This window comes from Chryseobacterium sp. MEBOG07 (genome assembly GCF_021869745.1).
Classification (GTDB): domain Bacteria; phylum Bacteroidota; class Bacteroidia; order Flavobacteriales; family Weeksellaceae; genus Chryseobacterium; species Chryseobacterium viscerum.
In genome coordinates this window covers 5,131,610-5,157,927 of the sequence record NZ_CP084579.1, presented here as the reverse complement: position 1 = coordinate 5,157,927, position 26,318 = coordinate 5,131,610, and the positions used below count along the sequence as shown (strand labels likewise).

At 36.2% G+C, this 26,318-nt stretch carries 23 protein-coding genes and 1 pseudogene; 17 read left to right on the top strand and 7 right to left on the bottom strand.

What is annotated here, in order from left to right; all coding sequences use genetic code 11:
* Nucleotides 1-72 precede the first annotated feature (72 nt).
* The 4 genes from LF886_RS23765 to LF886_RS23750 all read left to right on the top strand — a co-directional run bounded on the left by LF886_RS23765 (nt 73) and on the right by LF886_RS23750 (nt 3,471).
* Complete coding sequence (locus LF886_RS23765; protein ID WP_236852080.1) at nt 73-789, top strand: polyprenol monophosphomannose synthase; 717 nt, start codon at nt 73-75, stop codon at nt 787-789.
* The gene (locus tag LF886_RS23760; RefSeq protein ID WP_236852079.1) at nt 786-1,154 is read left to right on the top strand and encodes a DUF4296 domain-containing protein; all 369 of its coding nucleotides are present in this window, start codon (nt 786-788) and stop codon (nt 1,152-1,154) included. Before LF886_RS23765 ends, LF886_RS23760 begins: the two co-directional genes overlap by 4 nt.
* Before the next feature lie 67 nt (nt 1,155-1,221).
* Complete coding sequence (gene tgt, locus LF886_RS23755; RefSeq protein ID WP_236852078.1) at nt 1,222-2,352, top strand: tRNA guanosine(34) transglycosylase Tgt; 1,131 nt, start codon at nt 1,222-1,224, stop codon at nt 2,350-2,352.
* 6 nt (nt 2,353-2,358) lie between these two features.
* Nucleotides 2,359-3,471: an LptF/LptG family permease gene (locus LF886_RS23750; protein WP_236852077.1), complete on the top strand. Its 1,113-nt coding sequence runs from the start codon at nt 2,359-2,361 to the stop codon at nt 3,469-3,471.
* A 2-nt stretch (nt 3,472-3,473) separates the two neighbouring features.
* On the opposite strand, the gene LF886_RS23745 is transcribed toward LF886_RS23750, so the two are convergent.
* The gene (locus tag LF886_RS23745; RefSeq protein WP_236852076.1) at nt 3,474-4,187 is read right to left on the bottom strand and encodes a biotin--[acetyl-CoA-carboxylase] ligase; all 714 of its coding nucleotides are present in this window, start codon (nt 4,185-4,187) and stop codon (nt 3,474-3,476) included.
* 87 nt (nt 4,188-4,274) lie between these two features.
* On the opposite strand from LF886_RS23745, the gene rsfS reads away from it, so the two are divergent.
* The 9 genes from rsfS to LF886_RS23700 all read left to right on the top strand — a co-directional run bounded on the left by rsfS (nt 4,275) and on the right by LF886_RS23700 (nt 13,233).
* Nucleotides 4,275-4,640, top strand: coding sequence for a ribosome silencing factor (gene rsfS / locus LF886_RS23740; RefSeq protein WP_103231093.1), 366 nt, complete (start codon nt 4,275-4,277; stop codon nt 4,638-4,640).
* Nucleotides 4,641-4,660: 20 nt separating this feature from the next.
* Nucleotides 4,661-6,670 (top strand): ATP-dependent zinc metalloprotease FtsH, encoded by a 2,010-nt coding sequence (gene ftsH, locus LF886_RS23735; protein WP_236852075.1) that lies wholly within the window; start codon nt 4,661-4,663, stop codon nt 6,668-6,670.
* 134 nt (nt 6,671-6,804) lie between these two features.
* Nucleotides 6,805-7,386: an LUD domain-containing protein gene (locus LF886_RS23730; RefSeq protein WP_236852074.1), complete on the top strand. Its 582-nt coding sequence runs from the start codon at nt 6,805-6,807 to the stop codon at nt 7,384-7,386.
* A 24-nt stretch (nt 7,387-7,410) separates the two neighbouring features.
* Nucleotides 7,411-8,283, top strand: coding sequence for a phosphatidate cytidylyltransferase (locus LF886_RS23725; RefSeq protein WP_236852073.1), 873 nt, complete (start codon nt 7,411-7,413; stop codon nt 8,281-8,283).
* 4 nt (nt 8,284-8,287) lie between these two features.
* Nucleotides 8,288-8,944, top strand: coding sequence for a phosphatidylserine decarboxylase family protein (locus LF886_RS23720; RefSeq protein ID WP_103235567.1), 657 nt, complete (start codon nt 8,288-8,290; stop codon nt 8,942-8,944).
* A 439-nt stretch (nt 8,945-9,383) separates the two neighbouring features.
* The gene (locus LF886_RS23715; protein WP_124532477.1) at nt 9,384-10,376 is read left to right on the top strand and encodes a helix-turn-helix transcriptional regulator; all 993 of its coding nucleotides are present in this window, start codon (nt 9,384-9,386) and stop codon (nt 10,374-10,376) included.
* Nucleotides 10,377-10,478: 102 nt separating this feature from the next.
* Nucleotides 10,479-10,892 carry a transposase gene (locus LF886_RS23710; RefSeq protein ID WP_236852072.1) on the top strand — a complete coding sequence of 138 codons (414 nt, stop codon included), beginning with the start codon at nt 10,479-10,481 and terminating at the stop codon, nt 10,890-10,892.
* Nucleotide 10,893: 1 nt separating this feature from the next.
* Nucleotides 10,894-11,214, top strand: a complete 321-nt coding sequence (locus LF886_RS23705; RefSeq protein ID WP_236852071.1) for a helix-turn-helix domain-containing protein — start codon at nt 10,894-10,896, stop codon at nt 11,212-11,214.
* Nucleotides 11,215-11,421: 207 nt separating this feature from the next.
* The gene (locus LF886_RS23700; RefSeq protein ID WP_236852070.1) at nt 11,422-13,233 is read left to right on the top strand and encodes a hypothetical protein; all 1,812 of its coding nucleotides are present in this window, start codon (nt 11,422-11,424) and stop codon (nt 13,231-13,233) included.
* Between the two features lie 50 nt (nt 13,234-13,283).
* Here LF886_RS23700 and LF886_RS23695 read toward each other — a convergent pair whose 3' ends face one another.
* From LF886_RS23695 to LF886_RS23680, 4 genes are all read right to left on the bottom strand, one after another.
* A complete protein-coding gene (locus LF886_RS23695) occupies nt 13,284-13,631 on the bottom strand; it encodes a DUF1801 domain-containing protein (protein ID WP_124532469.1) in 348 nt (115 codons plus the stop codon).
* A gap of 19 nt (nt 13,632-13,650) precedes the next feature.
* Nucleotides 13,651-15,489, bottom strand: a complete 1,839-nt coding sequence (locus LF886_RS23690; RefSeq protein ID WP_236852069.1) for an ABC transporter ATP-binding protein — start codon at nt 15,487-15,489, stop codon at nt 13,651-13,653.
* Between the two features lie 235 nt (nt 15,490-15,724).
* A complete protein-coding gene (locus LF886_RS23685; protein WP_236852068.1) occupies nt 15,725-16,645 on the bottom strand; it encodes a M28 family peptidase in 921 nt (306 codons plus the stop codon).
* Between the two features lie 170 nt (nt 16,646-16,815).
* Nucleotides 16,816-17,205: a DUF4293 domain-containing protein gene (locus LF886_RS23680; RefSeq protein ID WP_103234068.1), complete on the bottom strand. Its 390-nt coding sequence runs from the start codon at nt 17,203-17,205 to the stop codon at nt 16,816-16,818.
* A 143-nt stretch (nt 17,206-17,348) separates the two neighbouring features.
* On the opposite strand from LF886_RS23680, the pseudogene rho reads away from it, so the two are divergent.
* Both rho and LF886_RS23670 read left to right on the top strand, forming a co-directional pair.
* A pseudogene (rho, locus tag LF886_RS23675) lies at nt 17,349-19,177 on the top strand (transcription termination factor Rho).
* A gap of 196 nt (nt 19,178-19,373) precedes the next feature.
* Complete coding sequence (locus tag LF886_RS23670) at nt 19,374-19,970, top strand: superoxide dismutase (protein ID WP_103234070.1); 597 nt, start codon at nt 19,374-19,376, stop codon at nt 19,968-19,970.
* Nucleotides 19,971-20,042: 72 nt separating this feature from the next.
* Here LF886_RS23670 and LF886_RS23665 read toward each other — a convergent pair whose 3' ends face one another.
* The gene (locus LF886_RS23665) at nt 20,043-20,462 is read right to left on the bottom strand and encodes a DUF6146 family protein (protein ID WP_236852067.1); all 420 of its coding nucleotides are present in this window, start codon (nt 20,460-20,462) and stop codon (nt 20,043-20,045) included.
* Between the two features lie 51 nt (nt 20,463-20,513).
* The gene (locus LF886_RS23660; RefSeq protein ID WP_236852066.1) at nt 20,514-21,704 is read right to left on the bottom strand and encodes an endonuclease; all 1,191 of its coding nucleotides are present in this window, start codon (nt 21,702-21,704) and stop codon (nt 20,514-20,516) included.
* 251 nt (nt 21,705-21,955) lie between these two features.
* Here LF886_RS23660 and LF886_RS23655 point away from each other — a divergent pair, with 251 nt between their 5' ends.
* Both LF886_RS23655 and LF886_RS23650 read left to right on the top strand, forming a co-directional pair.
* A complete protein-coding gene (locus LF886_RS23655; protein WP_236852065.1) occupies nt 21,956-24,832 on the top strand; it encodes a carboxypeptidase-like regulatory domain-containing protein in 2,877 nt (958 codons plus the stop codon).
* A 26-nt stretch (nt 24,833-24,858) separates the two neighbouring features.
* The gene (locus LF886_RS23650) at nt 24,859-26,265 is read left to right on the top strand and encodes a DUF5689 domain-containing protein (RefSeq protein ID WP_236852064.1); all 1,407 of its coding nucleotides are present in this window, start codon (nt 24,859-24,861) and stop codon (nt 26,263-26,265) included.
* The last annotated feature ends 53 nt before the right edge of the window (nt 26,266-26,318 follow it).

Genomic DNA, 26,318 nt, shown 5'->3' with positions numbered 1-26,318 from the left:
AGTATTTTTGCAAAATTATAGATTATTTTGTATAAAATAAAAAGGTTAAATAAACTATCTTTGCAAACTGAAATGAAAAAGCTCGTCATTATCCCAACATATAACGAAAAGGAAAATATTAAAAATATTATTTCCGCGGTTTTTGCAATGGACGACGACTTTCATGTCTTGGTAGTGGACGATACTTCTCCGGATGGAACAGCAGAGATTGTAAAAGAACTGCAGAAGAAACATCCACATTATCTGCACCTGTCGATAAGACATGTAAAAGATGGATTGGGAAAGGCATATATCCATGGATTTAAATGGGCACTTGAAAATAAATACGATTATATTTTTGAGATGGATGCAGATTTTTCCCATAATCCAACTGATCTCCCAAAATTGTTTGAAGCATGCATCAATGCTGACATGGCCATCGGTTCTCGTTACTCAAAAGGAGTAAATGTAGTCAACTGGCCTATGGGAAGAGTATTGCTGTCTTATTTTGCATCAAAATATGTAAGATTTGTTCTAGGTCTTCCTATTCATGATACCACTGCAGGATTTGTCTGCTTTTCAAGAAAAGTGTTGGAAGAGATAGGACTGGATAATGTAAAACTTAAAGGCTACGGATTCCAGATAGAAATGAAATTCAGAACTTTTAAAAAAGGGTTCAGAATTGTAGAAGTTCCTATTATATTTACCAATAGGATTTTAGGAGAAAGCAAAATGAACGGTGGAATTATCCATGAAGCAGTTTTTGGAGTATTAAACCTAAAATGGAAATCAATCATCAATAGACTATGAAAAAGCTGATCTTTATTTTCGTTTTGATAAGTCTGTTTTCGTGCGGCGATTATATTGATAAGCCTAAAAATCTAATCGATAAAAACGTGATGGCAGAAATTATTGCAGATCTTGCGATCAACGATCAGGCTATATTCGTGTATCCTGAAAAAAATATGGAAGCAGGAACAAGAGCTGTTCTGAAATCACATAAAGTAAAACCTGATGACTTCGTTGGAAGTTTCAAATACTACGTAATTAAAGAAGAAATGGACGGGATCGCCAACGATGCACAGGAAATATTGGTGAAAAAAGATCCTAAAGCAGATAAATATATAAAGGATAAACTGAAACAGAATGGCGTTGCAATACCTTTAGTGAGGTAAAAACGATATGGAGCTGTTATCCGAAAAGAAATCACTGATAAAAACGGTGAACTAAAAAAGTATAGAGATGAAATTTTTTAATATAGAAAAGACCTCTGAAGGGAAAGCAAGAGCAGGGGAAATTACCACAGATCACGGGAAGATTCAAACTCCTATTTTTATGCCTGTGGGAACTGTAGCAAGTGTAAAAACAGTTCATCAGAGAGAATTAAAAGAAGACATTAAAGCTCAGATTATTCTGGGAAATACTTATCACCTTTACCTTCGTCCGGGAATGGAGACGATGCAGGATGCAGGTGGTTTACATAAATTCATGAACTGGGATCTTCCTATCCTTACCGATTCAGGAGGTTTTCAGGTGTTTTCACTAGCCAGCAGCAGAAAAATGACGGAAGAAGGTGCGAGATTCAAATCTCATATTGACGGAAGTTATCACATGTTCTCTCCAGAAAGATCAATGGAGATTCAAAGACAGATCGGAGCTGATATTTTCATGGCTTTTGACGAGTGTACTCCTTATCCTTGTGAATATAACCAGGCAAAATCATCTATGGAGCTTACGCACCGTTGGCTGAAAAGATGTATTGAATGGACAAATAATAATCCTGAATTATATGGATATAAGCAAAGACTTTTCCCAATTGTTCAGGGATCAACCTATTCTGACCTTAGAAAAATTTCTGCACAAGTAATTTCTGAAGCAGGAGCAGAAGGAAATGCTATTGGAGGACTTTCCGTTGGAGAGCCTGAAGAAGAAATGTACAGAATCACTGATGAAGTTACTGATATCCTTCCGAAAGATAAACCAAGATATCTGATGGGAGTAGGAACACCATGGAATATCCTTGAAACTATCGGACTGGGAATTGATATGATGGATTGCGTAATGCCAACAAGAAATGCAAGAAATGCAATGCTTTTCACATGGCAGGGAGTGATGAATCTTAAAAATGAAAAATGGAAGCGCGACTTTTCGCCTTTGGATGAATTTGGGACCAGTTTTGTAGACCGTGAATATTCAAAAGCGTATCTTCGTCACCTGTTTGTATCTAAAGAATATCTGGCAAAACAGATTGCTTCGATTCATAATCTTGCATTCTATCTTGATTTAGTAAAAGTAGCCAGAGAACATATCATTGCAGGAGATTTCTACGAATGGAAAAAATCTGTAGTACCGGTTCTTAGACAAAGACTATAATAGACTATGCTTAAAATTGTAGACAGATATATCATTAAAAAATACCTTGGAACTTTCAGTTTCATGTTGGTGCTATTGTCTATAGTCGTATTGGTAATCGATGTTCAGCAGAAGATTCCAAGGATAGAAAATGCCAAAGCCATAGATCCGAAGCTGGATCTGATGTATTTCCTGGTTCATTTTTATCCTTTCTGGATTATTAATCTTGTGGTGACCTTCCTTTCCATCCTGGTATTTATTTCTGTGATTTATTTTACCTCCAGGATGGCAAATAATACTGAAATTGTTGCCATTATCAGTAGTGGAGCTAGTTTTCACAGGTTTTCCAAACCTTATCTGTTTACATCCATTTTTATTGGTTTGATTGCCCTTGTGGTATATCATATGGTGCTGCCATGGGCGAATATCAAGAAAAATGAATTGGAAGCCTATACTTATAACGCTGCCAATAAAGAAAAGATTTTAGGAACAGCACCAGCCTCTTCACAGCTGAGTAAAACAGAATATATCTTTGTTGATTCCTGGAATAAACGAGAAAAAAGAGGTTCAAGCTTTGTCTATCAGAAGTTTGATAAAGACAGAAAAATGGTTTACGAGCTGAAAGCAAGTGAAGTATATTGGGATAAGCTCAAAAAGCAGTTTGTTTTAAATAACTATTTAGAAAAAACCATCAATAAAGACAATACCGAAAAGCTAAATAACGGAATAGAATTAAGGAAAAATTACGGGCATTCACCCGAAGAGCTTTTTCCTAATGAGCTTTTGGGACAAAATAAAACCACACCCGAACTTCTGAAATTTATTGAAAGAGAAAAGGCAAGAGGAAACAGTAACCTGAACTCTTATCTGAATGAGCTTCACCAAAGAACATCCATGCCTGCCTCCATCATTATTCTGACATTTCTAGCGCTTTCCCTGTCATCACAAAAGAAAAGAGGAGGACTAGGAGTCAATCTTGCGATAGGGATCTCATTAGCCTTTATTTTCGTCTTTTCATTTGAAGCCCTAAAAGTGGTTTCGGAAAATAAAAGTTTGTCTCCAGCGGTGGCAATGTGGCTGCCAAATATGGTGTTCTTGCCGCTTACCCTGTATCTTTATATCAAAAGAGCCAATCAATAAAATTAGTAGAGCAATTTTACTTCCTTGTGATAAAAGGAATGCATCCCGTCTTCCAGTTCGATCCAAAGCTTACCTTGCTCATCTACATTTCGGATGATGCCATTTTGTCGTGCTTTTTCAATTTCAAAGACAGAGATCAGATCCTTTCTGAAAAGATTTTCATTGAATCCATTCAGAATTTCCTTGTCGGAAGGAATGTTTTTTAGTTTTTCAGACAAAAACTCATGAAGATTTAATGCAACATCTTCAAGGTCGAATAAGATACCTGTTTGGGTGAAAAGTGAGCCTGCATTGGATATTTCATCAAAATTTTCCTGAAGAATATTAATTCCGGTCCCTATGATGAAATAATTATTTTGATTAATTTTTTTCTTTTCTATTAAAATCCCAACGATTTTTTTACCTTTAAGGATAATATCATTCGGCCACTTGATCTTTACCTCTGAGTCAGACAATTTGGCAAGGAAATCCCGGACAACCATTGCGGTATAATAATTGAGCATAAAATCAGAGCATAAGATGTCCTGAGTATTCACTGCCAGCGTATAAGCCAGGTTTTTTCCGGCAGTCGGAGTCCAGACATTTCCATACTGACCACGGCCTTTAGTTTGATTAAAAGTATGCAATCCTAAAAAATTTGAATTTTCATAAAGTAAAAACTTTGATATTTCGTCATTAGTAGAAGAACATTCTTTCAGGTAGAAGAGTTGACTCATTTAAGAAAACTTTAAGACATTAAGAGGGTAAAAGTAAGGTTAAAGTAAAGAAAAAACAATAAATTTGCAGATTATAGTATTTTTTTAATGAATAAGACAGCAGAAAAACAAGCGTTAATAGATAAAATCGTTGAAGCTATCCAGGATGTAAAAGGAGAAGACATTATGATCTTCGATCTTTCAAACATCGAAAACTCCGTGGCAGAAACGTTCGTGATATGTAGTGGAAACTCGAATACACAGGTATCTGCACTAGCAGGAAGTGTTGAGAAGAAAGTAAGAAACGAACTGCAAGACAGACCTTGGCACGTAGAAGGTACTGAAAATGCAATGTGGGTATTGGTAGATTACGTCTCAGTGGTAGTTCATATATTTCAAAAAGAAGTACGAGAGTACTATGATATAGAAGAGCTTTGGGGTGACGCAGTCATTACCAAAATTGAAAATGAATAATAAAAATTTAAAAAGTCTAAATGAATAATAAAGGGTTCAACTGGTTCTTTCCAATTGCAATCATAGCTCTTTTGCTATTTTTTGGCTCCAATTTCCTTGGAGGTGATAGTGCAAAATCTATTGATGAGGATGGTTTTTTTAGAGAAATGCAGGCGGGGAAAGTCCAGAATGTAATTATATACAAAGACATAGAGAAAGCTGATGTTTTCCTAACAAAAGAAGCAAAATCGGCAATGGTTTCCAAAACCGGGAAAGAAAATAACCCTCTTTCTGCCTTTGAAATGGCTCCTAAAGCAGATTTTTCTGTGAAATATGGAGACCTTCAACTTTTCCTTCAGAAATTTGAACAGATTAAAGTCACAAATCCTGCGATTAAAACAAGCAAAGACTACGGAACGGGCAAAAGCGCGTTGATGGACATCTTAGTGCCTGCGTTAGTTTGGATTACGATTTTGGGATTATTCTACTTCCTGCTTTTCAGAAAGATGGGCGGAGGCGGAGGTCCTGGTGGACAAATCTTCTCTATTGGGAAATCAAAGGCTAAGCTTTTTGACGAAAAAGAAAGAATTCAGGTAACATTCAAAGATGTTGCTGGTTTGGAAGGTGCTAAAGAAGAAGTTCAGGAAGTAGTAGATTTCTTGAAAAACTCTGAAAAGTACACCAAACTGGGAGGTAAAATTCCTAAAGGAGTTCTTTTAGTAGGCCCTCCAGGAACAGGTAAGACGTTGTTGGCAAAAGCTGTTGCAGGTGAAGCCAAAGTTCCGTTCTTCTCCCTTTCAGGTTCTGATTTCGTTGAAATGTTTGTTGGGGTTGGAGCTTCAAGAGTAAGAGACCTTTTTGCTCAGGCTAAAGCAAAATCTCCGGCGATCATTTTTATCGATGAGATTGATGCTATCGGACGTGCAAGAGGAAAAAATAATTTCTCTGGCGGGAACGATGAAAGAGAAAATACCTTGAACCAGCTTCTTACTGAGATGGATGGTTTTGGAACAGACGTCAATGTAATTGTAATGGCGGCTACCAACAGAGCAGATATTCTTGATAAAGCATTAATGAGAGCAGGGCGTTTCGACCGTTCAATCTATGTAGATCTTCCGGAATTGCATGAAAGAAGAGATATCTTTGATGTTCATTTGAAGAAAATCAAGCTTGATGATAATGTAGATAGAGATTTCTTAGCAAAACAAACTCCTGGATTCAGTGGAGCAGATATTGCTAATGTTTGTAATGAAGCAGCACTGATTGCAGCCAGATATAACCATAATTCTGTGACAAAACAAGATTTCCTGGATGCAGTAGACAGAATCATTGGAGGTCTTGAAAAGAAAAATATGGCTATCAAACCATCTGAAAAGAAAAGAGTGGCTTATCATGAGGCAGGTCACGCTACGATCTCTTGGTTGGTAGAACATGCGTCACCGCTTTTAAAGGTAACCATTGTTCCAAGAGGACGTTCTCTAGGGGCAGCATGGTATCTTCCAGAAGAAAGACAGCTTACAACGACTGAGCAGATGCTTGATGAGATGTGTGCAACATTAGGTGGTAGAGCAGCAGAGCAAGTGATTTTCAACAATATTTCTACAGGAGCACTTTCTGATCTTGAAACAGTAACGAAGAGAGCTCAGGCAATGGTTACAATCTACGGATTGAGCCCGAATATTGGGAATATCTCTTACTATGACAGTTCAGGACAGTCTGAATATTCTTTCGGAAAACCTTATTCTGAAGAAACTGCTACAAAAATTGATGTAGAGATCAAATCGATTATCGAAAATCAGTATGAAAGAGCAGTAAGAATTCTTGAAGAAAATAAAGATAAGCTTGATGCTTTAGCGAATAAATTGCTAGAAAAAGAAGTGATCTTCCGTGAAGACTTGGAAGACATATTCGGAAAGAGAGCTTGGGATCCTGAATTGACAGAGAAGCCTGTTACCAATACTATCCCTGAAAAAGAGGTAGTAATGGAGACCCCTCAGATTAAAGAAGAAGAAAGCGAAATACAGGCTCCAGAAAGTCCGACACAGCTTTAAGACTCTTAAAAAATAGAATTAAAAAACCTGACAACTTCAAAATTGTCAGGTTTTTTCATATTTAAAGAGATATTTAGGACACTATTGTAATTTATTTTCTATTTTTGTATAAAGTTGACTAAAAATAGATTAAGTTGAATTTATTCAAGAGGATTGTAAGCAAACTTACCAACCAGCCTGAAGAAGAGGATAAACAGAGCCTGGAGAAGCTTGGGGATTCGCTGAAAAATGCGGATCTTGACTATAAGTTTGCGCAATTATTTACGCATTCGGGGGGATTTTTTAATTATTGTGCAGATGAAGCGGAGGCTCTACAAACTTTAAATCAAATTATCAAAATAGAAGGTGCTCACAACCTTTTCTGCTGGGACAAAGAACTTCAGAACTTTTTGAACGTTGTGAAGACTTCTTATACTCCAGAGCTGCAGCAATCTAATGATGCTGCATTCATCACCTGTGAATACCTGATTGCCTATGATGGCAGAATCATGCTTTCGCATAATAATATCCTTCATTATCATTCTTCAAGGCTGCCGGATAAGATTATTATCATGGCCAATGTTTCTCAGATTGTAAACAATCTGAACGATGCCATGGGAAAAATAAAAAGAAACGGAAATATCAAGAACCTTACTTCTATCAGCGGAAGCCAGTCAAAAATGGATAGTTCTTCCAACTCCAATACAAAACTGTTTTTATTGCTGCTTGAAGATTAAGCAACCACTTCTAAATTTTAAATTTTGGATAAAAATCTCATTCAAAGGACCGTATCAGGTATCGTCTATATAGCCGTCATTATTCTTTGCTCAACGCCGCTGGGAGCAGAACTGCTGAACAGCATTGCACCCGGGCTTATCAAACAACAGTATCTTTATTATGGATTAATGAGCTTGTTGCTGGTCGTTGGAACCTGGGAATGTGTCAAGATCATGAAGTTTGGGAATGGCTATGAAAAATGGGTTGTATTCCCATTGGTCATTTTTATATTCTATATTTTTTCCAAAAGATATTTTAATCATGATTTCTTTTTTGATTTCAGACTTAGCGAAATATTAGCCCTGGCCCTTATTGGAATTGCTGTGGTTACTTTATTCAAATATCCCAACGAATTATACTTCGATAGCGGAAAACTGATTTTTACCGTTATTTACGTAGCGCTCCCATTCAGTTTTGCACTAGGGCTGCCAAAGTTCTCCAGCTATAATGAAAACTTCTCATTAGAGGTTCTTTTCCTGTTTATCCTGATTTGGAGCAGTGATACTTTTGCTTATTTGGTAGGAAAGTTCTTTGGTAAACATAAAATGGCCCCTAAAATCTCTCCTAAAAAAACATGGGAAGGATATGCAGGCGGTGTTGTCTTAACCCTGGTTTTATCGTACTTCATTGAACATTATCAGCCAGAGTTAAGAGGAAATTGGATGATTGTAGGATTTTTGGTTGCTGCCTTTGCTCCATTAGGAGATTTGGTAGAAAGCCAATTGAAAAGAAATTTCGGTGTGAAAGACAGTGGAAACATCATTCCAGGACATGGAGGAGTTTTAGATAGGCTGGATAGTTTTATTATCTGCGTTCCTGTCGTATATTTGTACTTTATTTTAGAAAAATTTATTTAGTCTCATGAAATTACATAGAGAATCAAAAGGAACAATTACCGTAGCCACCCTGCTTTTTATCATTCTGGGGGTGTTGGCTATTTATTTCCTTAAAATGTGGTCCCTGTTGATCATTTTACCTTTGTTGGTTATTTACAGTTTAGTTTTCTGGTTTTTCAGAGTTCCGGATCGTAATGTTTTGGATCACCGAGAAAACGTGATAGCTCCGGTGGACGGAAAAGTAGTAATGATCAAAGAAGTGGAAGAAGATGAGTTTATAAAAGGGAAAGCAATTCAGGTTTCTATTTTTATGTCTCCATTGAATGTACACATCTGTAGATATCCTGTTTCAGGTGAAGTGATTTACAAAAAGTATCACCCTGGAAAATATCTTGTAGCATGGCACGAAAAGTCTTCTACGGAAAACGAAAGAACGACTATGGCGGTACAAACGTTAACTAACCATAAAGTAGTTTTCAGACAGATTGCCGGATACGTGGCCAGAAGGATTGTTTTCTACTGTAATGAAGGCGATAAAGCAAAAGCGGGACACGAGTTCGGATTTATCAAGTTCGGTTCCAGAATGGACGTATTCCTTCCTCTGGATACTGAAATTATCTGTAAGATCGGAGATATTACAAAAGGAGGTTTGGATGTTATTGCCAAATTGAAAGAAAATTAAAATTCTTATTTGATATAAAGATAAAAAGAGAGCTCTAAGGCTCTCTTTTTTTTATTTGATGAATTGAAGCTCATTTGATCGTTTTGAGTTTAATTACGCATGAGTAATATTGCGTATTTAAAGATTAATACTTTTCCATTTGGATTAATACTTTTGCAGTTTAAAAACACAAGCTATGCTTTTTAAGTGATGTGAGGTAAATGCTTATTAAATTTTTATCAGAAATGGTATTTTGTTTGATAATTTTAATGTTGAATTTTAGTAAATTGTAACTAGAAAAACACCTTAATCATATCCTTTTAATGCTGAAAAAAAGACTGACATATCTCGTTTTGTAGGTTTTTATTTGCATAAGAAGCTTTTAATAATATGGGAGAATTTTTGCTTTCAGGAGTACAAATACCAACTTAAGCTTGTGAGAGTATAAAAAAACAACCAGATGATTTATAAGTTTTTCTTTAAGGTGATCAACGACGAAGCTGAGAACATGGATGATGATTTTGAAAGTAGTTATCTTCATCTTATTAATAGGTATTTGCTTTTGTTGTTTTTCATATTCCTGTTTTATTCCATTTTTATTATTACTTTTTTCGGAGATATGTTTATCTCAATATTTCTTACCATTATTACCTTTTTCTGGTTGTTTTTAATGGCAATAAAAGGGAAGATGAAACGGTTCAGAAATACGTTGAAAGGGGCTGTTATGTTTATATTTGTCCTGTTGACTTTTATAGTCAGTTTTTTTAATATTTATACCTACAAAAATGCAGGAGTAGAGTATTTTTATTTTTGTCTTTTGTTTGCAGTTCCATTCTTTTTAAATTATAAAAAAAAATCCTTTTCTATCTTTTTCATTACTTTTATCATCAGTATTAATTTTATTGTATGTCTGTACTTTGATTTTGATTTCCTGCCTAAAAGCAGATTTATAGAAAAAGAGGATTTTAAAACAATAAGGTTGCTGAATATTTTATTCTCTATCACTTCTTTTCTGATGGATATTGTTTTTATTACCCAGAAAGATCAATTGATTCATGGGCTTATTACAGATACAAAAGTGAAAGACTCTACAATTAAGGATCTCGTGAAAACAAATACAGAACTGATGAAACACCAGATGTTGATCAATCATCTTTCAGAAGAAAATGTTCAGGAGATTTTAAGTTTGGCAGAAACCAATTCTCCTATATTTTTTGAAAAATTTCAGGTGTTTTTTCCTCTTTTTATCCCGGCTATTTTGAAAATAAACCCTAATCTTATTCATTCTGAGCTCTATTTCTGTGCTTTAATGAAACTTGATTTTGATACCAAAAAAATTGCACAATGTACCAATAACAGTATTCGCGCTGTAGAAAGTAAAAAATACAGGATCCGAAAAAAACTGAATATTTCTTCAGAAATAAACATCAACAGCTTTCTGATTAAAATTTAAATATCCACAATACTGAGTTTTACTACTTATGCGTAGCATTAAGTAATGTCGAGTGATGTCTGATAGTATTTATTGTCAATATTTTTACCCAAATATATTTCGATGAATATTAAGAACATTCATATTGGAAGTCTGATCAGGTCCAAAGTGGAAGAGTATCGGATCCCAATAGAAAGAATCTCAAAATTTTTAGACAGGACGGAAGATGATATAGAAAAGATGTATCATGAGCAGAGCATTGATACTGATGTTTTGTTGAAATGGAGTAAGCTTTTAAAATTCGATTTCTTTAGATTTTATACCGGTCATCTCATTTTGTACGCTCCCCAGTCAAGAATGGATAATAAGGACAGCCAAAAGAAAAGCACGATGGTCTTTAGGAAAAATATCTATACTCAAGAGGTAAAGGATTTTATACTTGGGAAAATAGAAAGTGGAGTGATGACGGCAAATGAGGTGGTTTTAAGGTATAATATTCCCAAAACTACCCTCTATAAATGGATGAAAAAAATATAATATGGCTCCGGATTACAAACAGATTTATACTGATATTCTTAAGGAAAAGTTTCCAGAAAAATTAATTGATAGTACCATTAAGCATCGGTTGGAAAGATTACATTCGGCCATAGATGTTCTGAATTTTAATCAATTGATTTTTGGAGAACCGGAATATGCTGTTGGATTTAACAATCAAAGGCTTCGTTCTTATGATGAGGAATCTATTTTGAAAATTCTTAGTTATCAGAAAAAGAATAAACTTAATAATCTTCAGATTAGCAATCATTTTAAAATAAGCCGAAATACGATTACCAAATGGAAAACTATTTTTAAAATATGAAAAGATACTGTGCGTTTTTGATAGTTCACTTTTTGATTTGTCCTTTTTAAATAGATAAACGATTGATGTTTTGTGAGTTTTAATACGCGTGAGTAGTATTACGTAGGTGGAATTAATTTGTAATTGTCTGAGGGTGATAATTTTGTAGCGGTTAAATGACTCAGTTGAAAATTTTAATCATTAAACAAAAACAAATATAATTTATAAATGATGGAAACAAAATTTACGATGCCCTCAATGAAAGTCTTGTTAATAGCAATGCTCTTTGTTTTTGGGAAATCTTATTCACAGGCCAATAATGGTGCTGTAGGGATTAATACCACTACGCCTAATGCCAATTCCGTTTTGGATGTTGTCTCGGCAAATAATAACAAAGGAATTCTTATTCCAAGGCTTACTGAAGCACAACGAAACGCCATTGTAATCAACCAATCTAAAGATGATGGTTTGACAATTTACAACACCACAGAAGATTGTTTTAATTACTGGAGTCTTGTAGATAACGAATGGAAAAGTGTCTGCGGACAGATGGGAAAATCAGTTTTTACAATAGACTGCTCTACGTCCAAAGCAATGGGAAGCTATGTAAAAGGGAAAGAACTTACTAATTCGAATTACCTGAGCATTGCTGTGAATGTTACGAAAGTTGGTAACTATACCATTTCAGGAACTACTACCAACGGATATAACTTTTATGGTACCGGAGTATTTCTTAATACCGGAGTACAAACAATACAGATTCAGGGGCAGGGAGCTCCTCAGAATATCCAGATCGATAATGTGTCACTAGAAGCGAATGGAACTACCGTTACCTGTACTCCAGGGATCTCTATTACGGTATTAAGTCCTGCAGGAACCTATACGATGAGCTGTGGAAGTGCAACCGTAAATGGAGTGTACAAAGTAGGAACAGCTCTTGCAGCTTCCAATACAATTACTTTGCCTGTGAATGTTGCAACATTGGGAAGTTATACCATTACAACGAATAGCGTTGATGGAATTTCTTTTAGCGGGTCAGGAACATTTACTGCTACAGGAAACCAGAATGTTACGCTGCAAGGAACGGGAATGCCTTCCTCCACGACAGTGAAAACAATGACCATTACTTCCGACAGTCAGGGAGGAGTATCTACAACATGTTCTGTAAATGTGATTGTAGTAGTTCCGAAGAAAAAACTTTTAACAATCGGGACTGCACCAAACGGTTGTGGATATAATGTATCAGGGACTTCTCCATCAGGTATGGTGACTAAAGCGGCTGCTAATTTTGGAACATTGGCTAACAGTACTGTAAAATATGAAGGATGGGATCAGATCATAGACGGTACAGACAGCCCGAGTGCTGCGCAGCTAACGACCTGGACAACCGGAGCCAATCCTGTAGATATTATTGTAATAGGATATGCATGGGGTATGAATGCTGCAGAAGCACAGGTACTAAGAAATTATCTGGCAAAAGGAGGTGTCATCGTTGCTTATTCTGAAAGCAATGGTGGAATGCAGAACCTGTTCAGAAATGTTTTTGATGGATCTGTAAACACAGGAAGTGTAAACAGTGCAGGAGCTATTTATAAACTGCCAATGACCAATGATGAAATCCTGAACGGACCTTTTGGAGATATAAGAGGATTGCAATGGGGAGAAGATGCTTCTGCTACTACGTATGCAACAGGGCTGCCTTCAAGTGAAATTACAGTATATTCAGGAGATACAAACATCTCTACGGCTACGCCATCAGGAACGGTGGGTCGTGTAACAGCATTTAAGCATAACACTCTAAACTTCATCTGGGTAGGAGATGGTGGATTCAACTCTCAGTGTGGAACAGTGGCTTCTCCAAATACCTCAGATACGATATGCCCATTCTATGCAGATACGAACTATAAGCCAATCGCAAAACCCAATTATGGAAACGGTGCTGCAGCTTATGAAATGAATGTATACAACTCAATATTCTATGCCAACGCTCTTGCCTGGGCGATTAAAAAGGCAGAATTCAGTGGAATAAACACAAAATGATAAAGGGTTTTTAAAGAAGGCTCCGGTACGATTATTCGTACCGGAGTTTTTTATTTTATATATCTTTTAATCTCCTCTGTCAGCTTTAATATAAACTCTACAGGAAGATCCTCTTCCATATCAATGAGAAGGATTTTAAACTTCTTTCTTCCATCCTGGATCAGTTCCGGATAATCCAGTCTGTCGCCATGATAAAAACTCAGATAATGCTTTTCGTATTTTTTGCTGTAGTAGAAGTAGCACAGCATTTTCTTTTTGTATTTGATAAACGGAAGCCCAAAGCTAAATGTCTCTGTAATGTTTTCCGGATCTGAAGCTAAAATCGTATCACGTAAAAATAAAAGAGTACTTCTTTCGGGTTCTTTAATTCTGTAGAAATACTCTTGTATAGGGTTCATTTTTAATTAAATTAAAAAATTAGTCAAAGTTTTGAAGTTCAACAAGCTTGTTATACATTCCTTTTTTAGCAATCAGGTCATGATGAGTTCCCTGTTCTACAATATCACCTTTTTCCATCACTACGATCCAGTCTGCTTTCTGAATGGTTGAAAGACGGTGGGCAATGACTAAAGAAGTTCTGTTTTCCATCATTTTCTCCAGTGCATCCTGTACAAATCTTTCAGATTCTGTATCCAGTGCAGAAGTTGCTTCATCCAGGATCATAATTGGTGGGTTTTTCAATACTGCTCTGGCAATAGAAACCCTTTGTTTCTGACCTCCGGAAAGCTTACCGCCATCATCTCCGATATTGGAATCATATCCTTCAGGAAGTCTTGTAATAAATGCGTCTGCATTGGCAATTTTTGCGGCAGCAATCACTTCTTCTTTTGTAGCATCAGGTTTACCCATCAGGATATTATTGTAAACGGAATCATTGAATAATACAGATTCCTGCGTTACCATACCTAAAAGCTTGCGATATTCCTGTAATTTTAAATTTTTAATATTGGTCCCGTCAATCAGGATTTCTCCTTCAGAAACATCGTAGAATCTTGCTAAAAGATTGGCAATTGTTGTTTTTCCGCTTCCACTTTGCCCAACCAGAGCAACTGTTTTTCCTTTTGGAATAGAAAGTGAGAAGTTTTTAAGAATCGTATGATCTTTATCGTAGAAAAAGCCAATATTATTAAACTCGATTGAACTATTTAATGTTGATATAGAAACAGGATTTGCTATTTCGTCAATTTTCACATCAGCATCAAGAATTTCTAGAACTCTTTCAAGAGAAGCTTCTCCCTTCTGCACATTTGAAATAGACTGAGACAAACTTTTCACAGGAGGTAAAATCTGGAAGAAAATACCCAGGAAAACCAAGAAATCCGCAGGTGAAATACTTTGTTCTACAATGATTTGTTTTCCACCGTACCAAGCGATAATCAAGAAAGTAACCGAACCTAAAAATTCGCTCATTGGAGATGCCAATTCCTTTTTTCTCCCTAAATTTATAGAGCTGTTAATCCATTTCTGCATTGACTGCATAAAACGGTTGTCCATTATTTTTTCTGCACTGAAAATCTTAATCACCTTTGTAGACTTTAATGTTTCATCTACAATCGAGAAAATATTTCCCATCTCATTTTGAGCTTGGTGAGAGTCTTTTTTCAGGCTTTTTCCTATTAAAGCAATCATAGTTCCCATCACAGGCAATACTAGAAGTGAGAAAAGAGTCATTTCTGTACTTAAGAAGAAAAGAGTCACCAGTGTGCTGATCAGCATGAAAGGTGCATTGATTAATTCAACTAAACTTCCCAAAATATTACCTTCAACTTCACCCACATCATTTGACATACGGGACATCAAATCTCCCTTTCTGCTTTCTGTAAAAAAGGAAACAGGTAAAGAAAGAATCTTTCTGTACATGGCTCCACGAAGGTCTTTAGTAACACCTACACGATAATTGATCAATAAAAATGAACCTAAATATCTGAAAAGGTTTCTCAGTAAAAACATAAAAGCCGTTATCACACAAAGCCAAGCCAACACGTTCAGTGCACCATGCTCCGTTACTAAACTCTGAACATAATAATTGGCATATTCTTTTGCGTAAGAGAAAAAATCTAAAATTTCTCCCGAATAAACAGGAGCTTTACTGTATTTCTTAGACTCAATGGTTCCGAAAAGCATTCCCAAAACAGGTAGAATAGTTCCTAAGGAAGCAATCTGAAAAATAGAGTACATAAGGTTGAAAAACAAACTTCCGTAGATGTATTTTTGGTGAGGTTTTGCGAACTTGAGTATTTTAATATATTGGTTCATTCAATGAAAAAATTGGATAGCAAAATTACGTAAAATTAAAAGATAAGACGTTCTTAATCCTGTTTTACTTTAAAGGATATGTTTCAAAAAATACCTTTTTGTTACAACTCAAGGCTATTATACTTTAACTTTAGAATAAATAAACGTGAGTAAAGCCGTTGAATAGGGGATGAGGGCGTATGGCAGGTTAATAAAAAGAACCGCTGTTTCAGCAGTTCTTTTTATGAGGATTTCATTAAAATCTCACCTTATCATTGTATTTCGGAGCAAAATTTTTAGGACTCAGTTTATCCAGTGTTTTTCCGAAGTTATTGATGATTTGAGTCATATTATCAAAATCAACAATGTTGATGTCGTCATTTTCGTGGTGATAATGAGATGCTTTCGTCATATCAACGGTAGAAAACGAATGAGCAATGATTTTCTTTTTGACAAAGCTCACATTGTCTGAACGGTAGAAAAGCTGTTGTTTCGCATAGGGATCTGCATTGATTTTTAATCCATTGACTGCATTTTGATTGAACAGTTCATCAAGATCTGATAACCCGTCTCCGGTCATATACAAAGAATTTTTCCCCCATTGGGATTCTGTAGCTACCATTTCAAAATTGAAAAGCGCAGTCATCTTATTATAAATAGGATCCAGGTTTTTATCTGTTGAAATAGCTCTTGAACCCAGCATTCCTTTTTCTTCTCCATTAAACGCCATAAAAACCATAGAGAATTCAGGTTTTTTGTTTTTAAAATAATCGGCAATACCTACCAGAGTGGTAATTCCGCTGGCATCATCATCAGCTCCGTTATAAATATTGTCTCCGCTTTTATCACTGGTTCCAATGTGGTCGAAATGTCCGGAGAAGCCCAGATATTGATCTGCTTTTCCTTTTTTGACTCCACAAACATTGTACACGGTTTTCCCATTATAGTCAAATGGAACGAGATAAGAGGTTCCTGTACAATATTCCAGATTATTTTCTTTAAAAAGCTTAGCAATATAATTGGCTGCATTTTCATTTTCCTGAGTTCCTATTTCGCGGCCTTTCATTTCATCAGATGCTAACGTAGAAAGCACCGTTTGGATTCTTTCTTTTGAAACCTGTTGAGCAAAAATGGATATTGAAAAAAGTGATAAAGTAAGATAAGTTAGCTTTTTCATTGTCTTTAATTAAAAATTATATAATCTGTCGTGCTTTCGACCGAAAAGTTGCAATGAATTTACATAAATTAATTGATGTAACAGAGTAGGTAGTATAAACGAGGAGTATATGTTCAATAAAAAACAGCTTCTTAAAAGAAGCTGTTCTCACTCAAAAAATCGTTGTAAGGCTATCGAAGTCTGTCTACAGATTTTACGAGCCTCTCATCTTTGCGGATGTAAACGTTTGCAATAAGCAGACAGATTACAGCAATCAATGGGAAAACCGGCTCAATACCCTTCTCAGGAAAATGAATTCCTCCGGATAAGTTTAGTAACCAATACGCCAATACACCAATCAACAAAACGTTTATAATGATGCTGATGGTATTCAGCAAAATTTGTCTTTTTCTGTTTTTGAAACTAAAAATACTTAATGCGCCGACAATAACAAGCGCTATACACCCGATATTAAGTAAAGGAATACTGTCGGAAATGACAACATCCTGTCCTGTTATAAAAAGGAAAACAGCAGCTAAAACTGCTAATAGTGTCCATATGGTTTGTATTCTCTGTAGCATTGAATATTAAATTCTTGGCAAAAATAACATAAATTTTGCACAATTCAAAAATAAGTGTAGATTTGCATTATACAATGTACTTGAAAACCAAAGTCACCGGACTTACTTTTCTTACTCACAATTAATTACATTTTTACATAAATATGTTTAACATAGAAACGTTAAGGTCAAAATCCGTAACGGAACTGACTAAAATCTTAAAAGATTTGGGCGTTAAAGTTGCAAGAACCAGCAATGAAAATGACAAGATCTTTGCTATTCTTGACTTTCAGGCTTCTAACCCTAAAGTTGCAAAAGATTATTTCAACGCCACAGAACCCGCCAGTGTAAATACTGAAGAAGCCTCAGCAGAAAAACCTGCTAAAGCTCCGGTAAGAAAAGCTGCTCCCAAAAAACCAGCAGCCAAGCCAAAAGCAAATACAAATGCAAATGCAAAAGCTCCGGAAGAAACTAAAGTAGAAGAAAAGGTTCCAGCTGCTGAAGAAATAAAACAGGAAGAGCCCAAAGCTGAACCCGTTGTAACAGCAACTGCAACTGAAGACACATCAGCAGCCGCTCAAGCTAAAAAGAAAAGAAAAAGAGTTTCTCCCAATACAGGTAATACAGAAGTAGCCCAGGAAAAACCAGAAGCTCCCAAAAACACAGAATCTCAAGAGCCTGTTCAGGCAGAAGAAAAGCCTAATACTCCCCCTCAACAATCACAGGCTAACAGACCTCAAAAAGGAAACAACCATCCACAGAACAGTGGAAACCAACATAAAAATCAAAACCAGAACCAACATCAGCACCAAAACCAAAATCAGAACAGACATTCTGAAAAGGCAGAGGAGCAGCATGACCATAAAAAGAATTTAATTTCGATGGATTGGTAAGCATTGAAGGTGTTTTGGAAATCTTACCAGATAACTACGGATTTTTACGTTCCTCAGATTTTAGCTATATCTCTTCTCCAGATGATGTGTATGTGTCTACAGCACAGATCAGGAATTATGGTTTGAAAACCGGAGATACCGTTAAAGGAATTGTAAGACTTCCAAAAGAAGGTGAGAAATATTTTTCATTATTAAAGCCTACAGAAGTTAACGGGCGTGACCTTGCATTCATCAAGGACCGTGTTGCTTTTGAATATCTTACTCCACTTTTCCCGGAAGAAAAATTCAATTTAGCAGGAAACGGATCTACGCTTTCTACGAGAATTGTAGATTTATTCGCACCTATTGGAAAAGGACAGAGAGCGATGATCGTTGCTCAGCCTAAAACGGGTAAGACTATGTTGCTTAAAGATATTGCCAACTCTATTGCATCCAATCACCCGGAAGTATATATGATGGTTCTTTTGATCGATGAGCGTCCGGAAGAGGTTACAGATATGGAAAGAAGTGTAAATGCAGAAGTTATTGCATCTACATTTGATGAAGCAGCAGAAAAACATGTGAAAGTAGCCAACCTTGTTCTTGCAAAAGCACAGAGAATGGTAGAATGTGGTCATGATGTAGTCATTTTACTGGACTCTATTACAAGATTGGCAAGAGCATACAATACCGTGACTCCTGCATCAGGTAAAGTTCTTTCAGGTGGGGTAGATGCTAATGCACTTCACAAACCGAAAAGATTCTTTGGAGCAGCAAGAAAGATTGAAGGAGGAGGTTCTCTTACGATCATTGCAACAGCATTGATTGATACAGGATCTAAAATGGATGAAGTGATCTTTGAAGAATTCAAAGGTACAGGTAACATGGAGCTTCAGCTAGACAGAAAAATTGCTAACAGAAGAATTTATCCAGCTATCGACTTGATTTCTTCCAGTACTCGTAGAGATGACCTTCTATTAGATGAAGTGACTTCTCAGAGAATGTGGATTTTCAGAAAATATCTTTCTGAAATGAATCCTGTAGAAGCAATGGAATTTGTAAATAAGAACATCAAAGGAACTCTTAATAATGAAGAATTCCTGATGTCTATGAATAAATAAATTAATTTAATTATTGTTAAATAGAAAGCACGGACCTTAAGGTTTGTGCTTTTTCTTGCCCTGTAGATAAGTATTTTAAAATTTAAATCATTCTAAATCAATATATCAATGTTAAAGATTTATTAAAGTAATCCCCAATCTTTGATAGTACCTTAAATATTGGCTATTTTTGGGTATAACATTAAAAATAAAGATTATGTCATTTGAATTACCAAAACTAGGATATGCATACGATGCATTAGAGCCGACTATCGATGCAAAAACTATGGAAATCCACCATACAAAACACCACCAAGCATATATTGACAATTTAAATAAAGCAATCGAAGGAACTGAGCTAGCAGGAAAAACGATCGAAGAAATCTGCCAGACAGGAACTGACAAACCAGCGGTAAGAAATAATGGAGGAGGTCACTTCAACCACTCTTTATTCTGGGTAATTTTAACTCCTGGAGGAAGCAAAGAGCCTGTAGGAAATGTAAAAGCTGCTATCGAAAATTACGGAGGTCTTGAAAAATTCAAAACTGATTTCTCTGATGCTGCTAAAACAAGATTTGGTTCAGGATGGGCTTGGTTAGTAAAAAATGCTGACGGTTCTGTATCTGTTTCATCTACACCTAACCAGGACAACCCACTAATGCCTGTAGCAGACGTTAAAGGAACTCCAGTTTTAGGATTGGACGTTTGGGAGCACGCTTATTATTTAAACTACCAAAACAGAAGACCTGATTATGTTTCTGCATTCTTTGATGTAGTAAACTGGGATAAAGTAGAGGAATTATTCAATAAATAATTTTCAGCTATTATAAAAATGAAAAGGTTCAGAATTGCTCTGAACCTTTTTTTATTGGGTGTTATTGTAAAGTTACCTTATCGCATCACTGCCGGATAATCCGCTCATTCTTAGTTTGTACTTCCAATTCACATACACGAAAACCTGGTATAATTTATATTCAAACTTGATCCCGTAATTTTCCTGCGGATCATAATCTATTCCGGATTCTATTATATTTCTATATCGGCCGGAATTATAATAACTGTTCCATTCGTTGACCAAAAACGTGTTTTTTGTCTTCAGATAAGATTCTGTATACTGGCTGATAGGTTTGGCAACAGCACTCAGAAAATAATCGAACTGAGTATCAATAACCGTAAGATCCCATTCCCCGTCTTCATTTTTAGAAGGCTTCATCTCTGCATGCTCTTTATCTTTCTTTGTGGTTTCCTGAGAAAAACAGCTGAAAGGAATCAATGCAATCAATACGAGTAAAACAATATTTTTCATGATTGAGGTATTTACATAAAAAAAGCACTCCAATAAGAGTGCCTAACTTTTTTATGGTTCTTTCTGAAGAACTACAAATGCCGGGAAGTGGTCACTATAGCCTCCTGTAAACTGGTCTCCGTTCCAGGATCTGAAAGGATACCCTTTATAATTTCCTTCTTTATTTACAAGATAAGCCGGGGCAAAGATTTCTGCTTTATATACAGAATATTCTTTAGCGACCTGATCTGAAATTAAGTTTTTAGAAACAATAATCTGGTCAAACAGGTTCGGTGCATCCTGATAAGCAAGAGATGCTACTCCTTTCTTATATAAAGGATACATCAGATTAAGATAAGGCGTTTCCTCGCTTAAATCTTTTGGACTTGCCTGAGCTTTCAAATGATTTTTTAAACTTGGACTTACAGGATCATCGTTAAAGTCACCCATTGCAAAAAGTTTTGTCGTTGGGTCTGCTGCTCTTACGCTGTCCATCTGTTTTTTTAATAAGGCCGCTGCTGCATTTCTTTTAGGTAAAGAAATAGCTTCACCACCTCTTCTTGAAGGCCAGTGATTCATAAAAAATGCTACTTTTTCATTATCTAAAAATCCAGTTACCACAAGGATGTCTCTTGTATATTCTCTTCTTCCGTTGTCACCGTAGATTACCAATTCTTTTTTCAATGAATTGGTCGGGGTGAATCTTCTTTTCTGATAGATCAATGCAACGTCAATTCCTCTGTAGTCATAAGAATTGTAATGAATGATTCCGTAATCATATTTCTTTAAAGCAGGTTCGTTCACAAGATCCTGGATGACCTGTCTGTTTTCAACCTCAATTAAGCCTACTATCGCAGGAGCTGTCTTGGTATACTGTGCTCCCATTTCAGAAATTACTTTGGCTTCGTTGGCTAGTTTTGCTTTATAGATTTTACTTCCGTAGTTCTTAGCGCTTTTTGGAGTAAATTCCTCAGAACCACTTTGTTCTCTTACTACTTTTTTTCCTTTTAAAGCACCATCGCTCCATGGGCCGTCGTATTTTTCAGCTTCAAGAAACTTGATAGAATCTATAGGAATACTTCTGTGGAAAGCAGGGTTTTTAATGTCTTTGGTTCCGTCGATATAATCTGCTGAACGAATAGTGTCCCATAGGTTTTCTACGTTCAAGAAACCTACCGTGGCAACTTTTCTCAGTTTTCCTTGTTGTTGTGAGAATGCCATGATCGAAATAACGATGGCAAACAGAGTCGAAAATCTTTTCATCTCTTTAGAGTTATTGTTAATACTATTTAATTTGCAAATTTACTTTTTTTTAATTCACTGCATTTTAAATATTTGTAAATTTAAAAGCAGTAATCCAACATTTTTTATATAATGATTCTTAAAAGTTTGCAATGTTAAGAAAAAATAATGTTAAAAAAGTTGGGAATTACAAAATTTGACTAAATTTGTGCCCCCAACTTTTAAACTGTTGAGAATTAACAAGAAAAGTATTTAAAAAAATAAATATACTCATGATTAAAAAACTATCATTGATCTCTTTATTTACTTTGCTGCCTGCGTCATATTATTATGCGCAGACAACAGTGTTTGCGTATCTTAAGGACGCAGACGGTAAGCCTGTTGAGCAAGCAAGTGTAGATTTAAAAGGAGCAGGAAATGATGCAAAGGCAGACAAAATCGGATATTTCCAATTTGCGGATTTGATGCCCGGACATTATCAGATTATGGTTACAAAACCAAATTTTGAAACTAAAATTTTCGAATTTGACGTAGCTAGTGATGAGAAAAGAAAAGATCTTGGAGTAATTACTCTTTATTCTGCATTGAACGGTGCAGATCAGGGTTTGGCTATTGTAGAAGATTCCGGAGAAAGTGACAGCGGTGGTGCACAGCAAACTGCAACAGTAGGATTACTACAGTCTTCTCAGGATGTTTTCAACAGAATTGCAAGTTTCGATTTAGGACCATACTGGTTCCGCCCAAGAGGAATTGATAGCAGAACAGGTGAGAATATGATCAACGGGGTTTCTATGGCCGCTGCAGATAATGGAGACGTAGACTTCAGTACCTGGGGAGGGTTGAACGAAATTACCCGTTACCCGGAAATTTCCGCTAATCATGCGCCTTCCGAATATGCTTTCGGAGGAACTACGGGTGTGTTTTATAAGAATACAAAAGCAAGTGAGTACAGAAAAGGAAGTCAGTTGACATACTCTCTGACCAACAGGAATTATACGAACAGATTGTCTTACAGATTCTCTTCCGGAATGAATAAGAACGGATGGGCATTTACAGGAATGATCGCGAGAAGATGGGCACAGGAAGGGATCCAGGATGGTACTGCTTATGATGCTTACAGTGGATATGTTGGTATTGAGAAGAAATTCAGCGATAGCCATACGATGACTTTAAATGCTATCGGATCTAAATATGCAAGAAGTTCTTCAAGCCCAAGTACCCAGGAAGTATACGATTTCAGAGGAGTTCATTACAACTCTTACTGGGGATGGCAGAACGGAGACAAAAGAAATGAAAGAGTAAAAAGAGGTTTCCAGCCGATGATTCAATTACAGGATTTCTGGAAAATCAATAAAAACTCTCAATTATGGACGTCTGTTTCTTACCAGTTCGGTAAAGAATACAGTTCAAGATTAGATTGGTACAGAGCGAATAACCCTTCGCCAACGTATTACCGTAATTTACCAAGTTATTGGTTAAACTATAAAAATCCAGCTCCGGAACAAGCAGCTAACGTTGGAATCACAAGAGACTGGTGGACGAATGATGACCAATCTCACACACAGATCAACTGGGATAATCTTTATAATGCCAACAGGAACATAGAATATAATGCTACGCTTGGTGGAAGAAGAGCAGCTTATTATCTTGTAGATGATGTGAAAGATGATAAAGTATGGAATTTTGCTACGCACTATACTTATAACTTTAATGATACTTCACGTTTCATTTTAAACTTATCTTACCAGAATTACAGATCTGAGCAGTACAGAGAAGTGAATGATCTTTTAGGTGCTGATTTTGCATTGAATATGGACGCATTTGCATCTAATACAACTGCAGGAAGCGCTTGGGGGAAATTCAATACAAGAGAAAGTGATACTGATGTTGCCAAAAGAGAAGGTGACAAAATCGGGTACAACTATATTTTCAGAAGACAGGAATTTAAAATAAACCCTGCTTTCAAATTCGCAACAGGGAAATTTGATGTTTTTATTTCCGGATTATTCGGTTATACAACAAACAGCAGAGAAGGATTATTCCAGCACTATTTGTATGAGTCATCTTACGGAAAAGGAGGAGATCAAAACTTCTGGAATGTAGGTGTTAAAGGTCAGGTTACGTATAAAATCAATGGTAGAAACTTCTTGGTTTATAACGGAGCTTACTTTTCTCAGTCTCCTTTCTTAAATGATATTTATTTTAATACAAGAGTAAGTGGTGTTACGACTCCGGGTATCAAAAACGTTGTTGTTGATGCAAACGATTTGAGCTACGTAATCTCTACTCCGATTGTTAAACTTAGATTGACAGGTTACCTTGTTAATACTCAAAACGAAACAAGTGTACAAAGATATTTCGCACAGGGAGTTAAGTTGACTACTCTTACTGAAAGCGGAGATCAGGCTCCTATTCAGGACGGTGCTTTCATTACGCAGGTATTGGCAGGAGCCAACAAGAGAAATATGGGTATTGAACTTGGTGCACAGGTGAAAGTTACTCCAACTTTGACAGCAAGTGGATTATTAAGCTTAGGACAGTATACTTATACTAATAATCCTACCGTTTATTTTGCATCTGATGCTGTTGGAACTTTTAGAGAACTTGACGGAAATGGAAATGTAGTATCAAGATCTTATACCAACATGGGTGAGGCTACTCTTAAAAACTACAGACAGGGTGGAACTCCTCAGGAGGCATATACTTTAGGTCTTCGTTACAGCAGTCCTAAATACTGGTGGTTAGGAGCTACATGGAATTACTTCGGACATTCGTTCTTAGATCCATCTCCGGTAACCAGAACTGCTAGATTCTACACAAACCCTAATACACCGGGAGTACCTTATGACAACGTAAATGATGAAGAGCTTGCAAGAGTTCTTACACCTACAAAACTACCTTCGGCATTCTTCTTCAATGTGAATGCAGGTAAGTCTTGGATGATTGGTAAGTATTATGTATTGGTGTCTGCATCTGTAAATAACATCCTTAATAACAGAAACTTTATTACAGGCGGATTTGAGCAGACAAGAAACGTTAACTATACTGACTATGCTAATGATTATGACAGCGGAAACATGGTATTCGCTCCTAAATATTGGTATAACCAGGGTAGATCTTATTTTGTGAACCTTCAATTCAGATTCTAAAAAAATTAAATTAAAAATCGAAAACAATGAAAAATATATATTTTAAAGCGGCGATCTTTACTGCCATTTCAATGCTGGCGTTCTCGTCTTGTGTAAAAACCGATGATTATGACGTGCCGGAAATTAAATGTACCAACAAATTTGCAGCAGCTAATCATAAATTATCAGACCTTGCAACCATTGCAAAAGTAAAACCGCTTGAAGCTGATATCATTAAGGAAGATTACATCGTTGAAGCGTATGTATCTTCAAGTGATGAGTCTGGAAACATCTACAAAATGATGTTCCTTCAGGATAAGCCTGAAAACCCAACGCAAGGTATCGAAATTGATATCGATGGAGGAAACCAATATCTTGATTTCCCAGTTGGATCTTTAGTTAGAATCAACCTAAAAGGATTGATCGTTCAGGGGGTTAATGGGAACATTAAAGTAGGTTCTTTTGATCCTAACTATCCTATCGGTAGAATCAACCCAAATAAAGTTTCAAATTATGTAGCAAGAGTTTGTGATGGACAGAAAGCTGTAGTCACTGCAATCAAGCCATTAGAATTCAACTCTATCGCTGATGCTCTTAAAAATGGTGCTCACATCAACCAGCTTGTAAAAATTAAGAACGTTCAGTATGAAGATCCTGAATTGACAAAAACTTTTGCTGACGAATCAGCTACAGGTGACCGTTATATTACGGATAAAAAAGCAGGTAGATTAGACCTTCGTTTCAGCAACTATGCAACATTTGCGAAGTCTCCTATCTCTCCTAAATATGCAAAAAGTGGTGATATCGTTCTTCTTTTAAGCCGTTATACAGGTACAAGCAACACGACAACTTATACAGAGCAGGCTTATATCAGAACTCTTGATGATATGAACTTCCCTAACGACAGATTCAATCCAGGTGAGCCGGAAGCTCCTTCTGCAAGTGCTGTAAATCTTTTCGCAGGATCTGATTTTGAAAACTGGGCAACGTTCTTAACAAGTGTAAACACTTTCGGACTTAAGCCTTACGCAACTCAAGGTGTTGGTTTAGGATACAACAATACAAACTCACTTCAGATCAAAGGAACACCTACTGCTAACGATTATGTATTTACATCTATCGCTACTACAGGAATCCCAGCTACTCCGAAGAGAATCACTATGTATATCAAAGGTACTGCAACAGGAAAAACGCTTTCTTTCAACGTATATAAAGCAGGTGGAGGTTTCTATGTATTTAACTTAGGTACATTCTCTACAGGTGCTACTTTAGGAGTAGAAAGTGCTAACTCTTACACAGGATCTATCAACACAAACGGACAGTGGAGATTAGTTGAGCTTACCCTTACAGGTATTGCAGATATTAACACAACTGCTGGAAAAGATATGTTCGCTATCAAGACCGGAACAAGTGGAAATTACGATCTTCAGATTGATAACATCAAGATTGAGTAATACAGTAGGATAGAATATCTTTCTAATATACTTTATAAAAATCAGGCAGCTTG

What these genes read in the sequence shown, in the direction of transcription:
- LF886_RS23765 (WP_236852080.1), top strand. Translation starts at nt 73, where the DNA reads ATGAAAAAGCTCGTCATTATCCCAACATATAACGAAAAGGAAAATATT.
- LF886_RS23760 (WP_236852079.1), top strand. Translation starts at nt 786, where the DNA reads ATGAAAAAGCTGATCTTTATTTTCGTTTTGATAAGTCTGTTTTCGTGC.
- tgt (WP_236852078.1), top strand. Translation starts at nt 1,222, where the DNA reads ATGAAATTTTTTAATATAGAAAAGACCTCTGAAGGGAAAGCAAGAGCA.
- LF886_RS23750 (WP_236852077.1), top strand. Translation starts at nt 2,359, where the DNA reads ATGCTTAAAATTGTAGACAGATATATCATTAAAAAATACCTTGGAACT.
- LF886_RS23745 (WP_236852076.1), bottom strand. Translation starts at nt 4,187, where the DNA reads ATGAGTCAACTCTTCTACCTGAAAGAATGTTCTTCTACTAATGACGAA.
- rsfS (WP_103231093.1), top strand. Translation starts at nt 4,275, where the DNA reads ATGAATAAGACAGCAGAAAAACAAGCGTTAATAGATAAAATCGTTGAA.
- ftsH (WP_236852075.1), top strand. Translation starts at nt 4,661, where the DNA reads ATGAATAATAAAGGGTTCAACTGGTTCTTTCCAATTGCAATCATAGCT.
- LF886_RS23720 (WP_103235567.1), top strand. Translation starts at nt 8,288, where the DNA reads ATGAAATTACATAGAGAATCAAAAGGAACAATTACCGTAGCCACCCTG.
- LF886_RS23715 (WP_124532477.1), top strand. Translation starts at nt 9,384, where the DNA reads ATGATTTATAAGTTTTTCTTTAAGGTGATCAACGACGAAGCTGAGAAC.
- LF886_RS23710 (WP_236852072.1), top strand. Translation starts at nt 10,479, where the DNA reads ATGAATATTAAGAACATTCATATTGGAAGTCTGATCAGGTCCAAAGTG.
- LF886_RS23705 (WP_236852071.1), top strand. Translation starts at nt 10,894, where the DNA reads ATGGCTCCGGATTACAAACAGATTTATACTGATATTCTTAAGGAAAAG.
- LF886_RS23700 (WP_236852070.1), top strand. Translation starts at nt 11,422, where the DNA reads ATGATGGAAACAAAATTTACGATGCCCTCAATGAAAGTCTTGTTAATA.
- LF886_RS23695 (WP_124532469.1), bottom strand. Translation starts at nt 13,631, where the DNA reads ATGAACCCTATACAAGAGTATTTCTACAGAATTAAAGAACCCGAAAGA.
- LF886_RS23690 (WP_236852069.1), bottom strand. Translation starts at nt 15,489, where the DNA reads ATGAACCAATATATTAAAATACTCAAGTTCGCAAAACCTCACCAAAAA.
- LF886_RS23685 (WP_236852068.1), bottom strand. Translation starts at nt 16,645, where the DNA reads ATGAAAAAGCTAACTTATCTTACTTTATCACTTTTTTCAATATCCATT.
- LF886_RS23680 (WP_103234068.1), bottom strand. Translation starts at nt 17,205, where the DNA reads ATGCTACAGAGAATACAAACCATATGGACACTATTAGCAGTTTTAGCT.
- LF886_RS23670 (WP_103234070.1), top strand. Translation starts at nt 19,374, where the DNA reads ATGTCATTTGAATTACCAAAACTAGGATATGCATACGATGCATTAGAG.
- LF886_RS23665 (WP_236852067.1), bottom strand. Translation starts at nt 20,462, where the DNA reads ATGAAAAATATTGTTTTACTCGTATTGATTGCATTGATTCCTTTCAGC.
- LF886_RS23660 (WP_236852066.1), bottom strand. Translation starts at nt 21,704, where the DNA reads ATGAAAAGATTTTCGACTCTGTTTGCCATCGTTATTTCGATCATGGCA.
- LF886_RS23655 (WP_236852065.1), top strand. Translation starts at nt 21,956, where the DNA reads ATGATTAAAAAACTATCATTGATCTCTTTATTTACTTTGCTGCCTGCG.
- LF886_RS23650 (WP_236852064.1), top strand. Translation starts at nt 24,859, where the DNA reads ATGAAAAATATATATTTTAAAGCGGCGATCTTTACTGCCATTTCAATG.